The following is a 5862-nucleotide window of genomic DNA, read 5'->3' on the forward strand; positions in this document are numbered from 1 at the left end:
ACCGTGAGGCCTGGCCGCCTCGATCAGCGGCTCCCACACCGCCCAGGTCGCATCCGTGAGAAGCTGCTCGTCCTTGCCCTTCGCCATACCCAAAACATGGGAGTAGCATTCAAGCTCTAACAGGCCTGTACCAAGTCTCCATGACAGCACTCCTGAGCTCATTTTCGCAGGCCGTTGGCCATGATCTTCCAGAGCTGTTGGATGAAGATGTTTCAGGCGAAGCCGCCGTCGTCAACGATGTTGGCACCGGATTTGAAGACCTGGTTGGCTGGCCAGCTGTCGCGCATGAGCTGCCAGACGTTTTCGACCGGATCCGGCGCCGGGGAGCAAGGCGGCAAGGGCAGGAGGGCAATGTTGGCAGGCACGGTGTGCGAGTCAGCCTGATCGACGGCGGGCACGGCGTGGGCGCCCGGTGCAGCAGTCTGGAAAATCCCGGTCAGGTGCAGCTCCACGGCCGCGACGTCGTAGAAGGGCAGAATCAAGCCTGCGCCCTTTCCCGCGCATGCGCATCGAAGTCACTTCGGCAGGGCCGCCGCTGCCGCCATGGCGAATTTCACACCGTTCCGCGCTTTGAAGCAAACCAGCGGCCCGGCAAAAGGCCACAACAAATCTATCTGAAGAGAATTGGTATCATCGATCCAGAAGAGGATGGCGGCGAGGCAAGTAGCGGACAGAAAGGTGTGAGCGCAGCGGTCATGGAGCGTGGCGATGCGGCGCCACCCCTTGAGCTTGCTGAACATGATCTCGATGCGGTGCCGCTGGCGGTAGAGCATTCTGTCATGCGCGATGCGCTGCTTGCGGCCGCGGCGCAAGGGAATGCGAGGCTCGATGCCGTGATCGGCCAGGCTGGCGAAAGCGACCGCTGTCACAGCCCCTGTCGCCGACCAGGGCGCGGGCGGACGGCAGGGCGCCCAGCGTCAGCGCGGCATCCGTGTGGTCGCTCATCCGGTCCTTCGGAGAGCAGCATGATGAGCGGGCGGCCTTGGCCATCAGGGACGGCGTGAGGCTTGGAACTCAGGCCCGACCCTGGGGCGCCCGACAGAACAGGGAACAGCCCGCTTTTGAGCAGGCTGGCGGCTGTGCGGCGCACCTTGAGGTGAGTACGATCATCAGCGGGTCCGGCTGCCCTTCGCTGCCGGCCAGCCCGGCGAAGGTACGGTTGAAGGTACCCATGCGCCTCCAGCGGACGAGGCGGCGGTTGCACAGCGTCTTGTGCGGTCCGTACTCGGCAGGCGCATCGCGCCGGCGAACCTGCACGAGCCAGAACAGGTCCGCCAATGCAGCACCTCCGGCAACCATGGAAGCACAGCAGCATCGAAGCACGAGGCTCGTCGATAGGTCCTGAGCCTTAGCTGCGGCGGATCTTGCGCCCCATCACCTCCAGAACGGCGCCAACCAGCGGCCTAGGTCAGACCCAGCATTCCGCATGCTCGTCATCCTCGCCTCCAGCAGGCAATGTCAGACAGGAGGGACTTACAATTAATCCAAAATGTCCAGCTAATGCTGAATTCTTGGTGCCAAGCCTTGGTGAAGTCTCTCGGTATCCGGGCTTTTCACCTGTTCTTGAATAGCCCTGGCATCTGGCAAGAGTGAACCATGGCCGAACACCATGGGCCCTTATCATCATATGCCGCGACAAGAAGACGCGAGGCCCTCGGCAAGCGGGACTGCCGAATACGGGAACGATAGATCATCGGCTTCCGAGAGCCGGCCTCGCCCGGGAATGCTGCTCCTCATGAGTTGCGCGGCCATGCTGAGCCTGGGCGGCGGGGCTGTGGTCTATCTGCCGCACTGGCTCGGCCAGTATTATGATGGCCCGAACGCCGGGCGCGGGCAGGAGGCGCCGCGGCTCGTCCTCTCCGCCGACGCGGCGCCCACTTGGCGGACTGCTGCCACCGGCGACACGCCGCCGGCGCCAACACCCCTGGATGTCGCGCAGGCGCCGGCCCGCCCCACGCAGGAGCAGGAGGACGTCACGGCATTGCAGGCCGAGATTTCGCGGCTGCTCACCATGGCCAGCCAACTGGATCAGGAACTGGCTCTGCTGGAGGCCGCCGCTGAGGCACCTGAGGCCGAGATGCCCAAAGAGGGGATGCCCGAGGACAAGGTGCCCAGGGACGATGTCAGTAGCCCGGCCGGCAGGATGGATGCGGCGGCCACCGGGCTTCGGGGAATGGAGGAGCCGGCGCTGCCGCCGCAAGCTTCCGCCATCTCGGGCAGCTTCCCGTATCAGCTTGATTTCGCCCGCAGCGACGACGCGCACTTCGGCGAACACACGGACCATGTTCCGCTTGCCGGCCCAGGATCTGAACCAGAGTCCGGCCCCGATCCACTCCCGGTGATTGCTCCGGAAACGCCTGTTCCGCAATCCCCGCGCGCGCCCGAAAGCTCCCCGGTAGACTTGGAGGTGGCTGTCTCCACCCCGGCACCGGACGAGCAAGCATTGCCCGTGGTACCCGCCGAACAGCACGAGAAAAGCACGGAGGCCGTGGAGTCCTCCACCGACATGCCCGCCTCCCCTGAGGCCGAGGCGGTCCAGGCTCCACCGCCGGAGGCACCACAGCCCGGAGAGAACCTTCGGGATTCGCCCGACCTTGCCTCCAGCGATCGGCCCGCGGCAAGGGATGCGGAGCCCAACAGTGCGCCGCAGGCTGCACCCGGGGATGCGCCCTTGGCGGCCATGCCCCAGGGCTCACAGGAAGAGGCCGCATCCGCACCGCCTCCTGCCCCGGAGGTGACGGCAGAGGACCCTGGTCCGGAGAATCGCGCCGAACCCACGACGCCGCCGCAGGCAGAGGCTGTTCCTCCTGGCGTGGCGGAGCGTGCCGGGCCGGAAGCGGCACGGACCGAAGCTCCCGCATCGCAGAGCGCCGCCGAGGCCGCCGCACCGGCAAGGGACCTGGCCTCTCCGGTTGCGCCAGAGGCCATCTCACCGTCCGGCGGCCCGCCAGAAGCCAGCTTGGCAGCGGGCCAGGAAGCCGCCCGCCCGCCCGCGGAGAAAGCGGGAGTCGTGGCGCCCGTGCCACCCGCTCCGCCTCCTCCGGCGCTCTCCGCCCCCTCGCTCTCCGCAGAGGAAAAGGCGGCGCTGCTGAAGCAGGCGGAGGAGAAGCTGGCCCTCGGCGACATTGCAGCTGCCCGCCTGCTGTACCAGCAGGCCGCGCAAGCCGGCAGCAGCCAGGCCGCCGCCGCCCTCAGCCGAACCTATCAGCCGGATTTCCTGAAAGGCCTCGGTGCGGAGGGCACACCCTCCGACCCCCTGCTGGCCCTTGTCTGGGCCCGCCGCGCGGAGGCTCTGGCCAAGGCCGAGCCAGTGCCTGAGCCGCAGCTCATGGCGCCCCCGCAGCCGCCACAAGCCGCACCCGCCCCCGCGACGGCCCCGGAACCGGTTCCTGGAACGGCTTCCGCATCCGGACCCGAACCAGCTCGGGCTGCAGCGCCGGCGCAAGCGCCGGTGGCTACCACCGCCCCCCCGCCGCGCCCTCGCCCCACCGGATCTCCGGAAAGGCTGGAGGCGGTGATCCGGCGCGCCGACGAGATGCTGGCGCTGCGCGACATCTCGGCTGCCAGGCGGCTCTACGCCTATGCCGCCGAGGCCGGCAGCGGAAAGGCCGCCGCGGCGCTGGGCCAGACCTACGACCCGGCGTTCCTGGACAGGATCGGTGCCCAGGGCATCCGCCCTGATCCTGCCCTGGCCGTCCGGTGGTACCGGCAGGCCATGTCGCTGGGGGAGGCGCAGGTCGCTCCCGCATTGTCGCGCCTGGAACGGCGCTGAGCGCCTTCGCAAAGCATGGAGAACCCCCGGACTATGCCCTCGCACTCCTTCGGCCGGCGTGCCGCCCTGATGTCCGGTGCTTTGACCCTCCTGGGAGGACCAGCGGCCTGGGCGCAGGGTACCGGCCCCCGGCGCAGCGCGGCGGAAGCGACGCGGGAGGTGAATGCCGGCACCGTCGGCGTGATTTCCGGCGGCGTCGATGGCACCTACATCCGCATTGCCACCGATCTGGCCGCGGTGCTCGACGAGGGCGAGTACCTGCGTGTCCTGCCTGTCATCGGCAAGGGCTCGATGCAGAACATCTCGGACCTGCTCTACCTCCGGGGCATCGACATCGCCATCGTCCAGTCCGACGTGCTGGCGGCGGTGATGCGGGACCGGCTGTTCCCCGGCGTCAGCCAGCTCGTGCAGTACGTCGCCAAGCTCTACGACGAGGAGGTGCATATCCTCGCGCGCCCGGACATCATGCGGGTGGAGGATCTTGCCGGCCAGCCTGTGAACGTGGACCTGCCCGGCAGCGGCACGGCGATGACGGCCTCCCTTATCTTCGGCAGCCTGGACCTGGAGGTAAAGGCGGTGCACGCGCCGCAGGACGTGGCGCTGGAGCGCCTGCGGCGGGGAGAGATCGCTGCGCTGGTCTATGTCACCGGCAAGCCCGCCCGCCTGTTCTCGGGCGTGCGGGCGGAGGAGGGGCTGCATCTGCTTTCCCTGCCGCTGGCGCCGCCCTTGCTGCAGACCTACCTACCGGCGCCCATCGATCATGCCGATTATCCCAACCTCGTGGCCGAGGGCAGCCCGGTGCAGACGGTTGCGGTGGGAGCGGTGCTGGCGGTCTATGCCTGGAAGCCAGGAACCGAGCGGCATGGCAAGTTGGTGCGTTTCCTGCAGCGCTTCAACCAGAAGTTCCCGATGCTGCTGCAGCCGCCGCGCCATCCAAAATGGCGCGAGGTCAACCTGACCGCGCAGGTGCCCGGCTGGACCCGCTTCAGCCCGTGAGGCGGACTGCCGCCGCCTGGCCTCCGATGGAGGCCGGCGGCTGCGGCGCCCCTGCGGCTGGCGCTGTGGCACATGGTGCGCGATCTTGCCGATCAGCACGCCGCTTATACCAACTTTCTTCGGATAGACTTGTTGTGGCATTCTGCCGGGCCGCCGGTCTGCTTCAAGGCGCGGAACGGTGTGGAGTTCGCCATGGCGGCAGCGGTGGCCCTGCGAATGGTGACTTCGTCAGCGGGGTCGTGCGCAAGCAGGCGGATCAGAAAGGCTTCCAGGTCCTGTCACGCCGCAGGATGGTGGAGAGAGCCTTCGGCTGGATGATCCGCTGGAGCCGCCTGGTTCGTGACTATGAGCGCCGCTGTGACGTCTCCGAAGCCATGATCCACGTCAGCATGGGCGCACTCCTCATCCGGCGCATCGCCCATCCATGACTATTCTCAAACGGGCACTCAGGTATTCTCAAACAGGCAGTAAGGGTGATGTGACATAGACGGCCACTTGGTGGCCTCGCTCGACTAATCCCCGAGCAACTTCTGATGTGACAATCTCAGTACCAGAGCGCTGATCAAGCCGAATGTTTGTGATGATAATGCGCATGCGACCACCTCATCGATGCATCCTATCGGCGGAAATGCGCTCTGTGACCATCCTCTTTAAGGATCAAGATGAGGCACATGGCCAAGTAGCAAAAGCTAGCGATGGTTGATTGAGCAGCCTACGTGCTCTGCCAAGTTGGCCAATCCGCATTGATGCGGCGGGTGAGGGCGATGAAGTCGCCAATGTCGGCCAATGCATTGTGGCCATGATCGGCCCACCACCAGGCAGTTGCCTCGGCCGCGCCCTTACGCTTTCTTGCTGACGCTGGATCACGCAACGAACTGCATCGTCATTCTGGCGCAGCCGTGAAGAACCTGACCCATAGCGCATGCCCCGCAGCATCGTGCTGAAGGGTAACCACGACATTCCGGGACTTACTGCCTGTTTGAGAATGCTGGTGGTGAGGTGTTTGGGCGTCCCTGCGTGGCCAGATGGGCTGGATGTGGACCAAGGAACACCGTGCCCGGCAGGCAGCGTTTGAGCGGCGGCGCTACCCGACA

Annotated in this window: 4 protein-coding genes and 1 pseudogene; 3 read left to right on the forward strand and 2 right to left on the reverse strand. The window is 66.5% G+C overall.

Going from position 1 to position 5862, the window contains the following annotated elements; all coding sequences use genetic code 11:
* Positions 1–212: 212 nt before the first annotated feature.
* Positions 213–482, reverse strand: coding sequence for a hypothetical protein (locus CR165_RS23930; RefSeq protein ID WP_109519391.1), 270 nt, complete (start codon positions 480–482; stop codon positions 213–215).
* Between the two features lie 33 nt (positions 483–515).
* Entirely contained in the window at positions 516–869 is a 354-nt protein-coding gene (locus CR165_RS23935; protein ID WP_109519392.1) for a transposase, read from the reverse strand.
* Between the two features lie 881 nt (positions 870–1750).
* On the opposite strand from CR165_RS23935, the gene CR165_RS24785 reads away from it, so the two are divergent.
* From CR165_RS24785 to CR165_RS23955, 3 genes and pseudogenes are all read left to right on the forward strand, one after another.
* On the forward strand, positions 1751–3772 hold the full coding sequence (locus tag CR165_RS24785; protein ID WP_146202045.1) for a hypothetical protein: 2022 nt from the start codon (positions 1751–1753) through the stop codon (positions 3770–3772).
* 69 nt (positions 3773–3841) lie between these two features.
* Positions 3842–4768 carry a TAXI family TRAP transporter solute-binding subunit gene (locus CR165_RS23950; RefSeq protein ID WP_245906749.1) on the forward strand — a complete coding sequence of 309 codons (927 nt, stop codon included), beginning with the start codon at positions 3842–3844 and terminating at the stop codon, positions 4766–4768.
* Positions 4769–4989: 221 nt separating this feature from the next.
* Positions 4990–5196 (forward strand): annotated as a pseudogene (locus tag CR165_RS23955) (IS5-like element ISRso1 family transposase); the annotation flags it as partial.
* Between the last annotated feature and the right edge of the window lie 666 nt (positions 5197–5862).

This window comes from Teichococcus aestuarii, from assembly GCF_003116135.1.
Classification (GTDB): domain Bacteria; phylum Pseudomonadota; class Alphaproteobacteria; order Acetobacterales; family Acetobacteraceae; genus Pseudoroseomonas; species Pseudoroseomonas aestuarii.

Coding starts and splice junctions, on each gene's coding strand:
- CR165_RS24785 (WP_146202045.1), top strand. CDS start 1,751: ATGCTGAGCCTGGGCGGCGGGGCTGTGGTCTATCTGCCGCACTGGCTC.
- CR165_RS23950 (WP_245906749.1), top strand. CDS start 3,842: ATGTCCGGTGCTTTGACCCTCCTGGGAGGACCAGCGGCCTGGGCGCAG.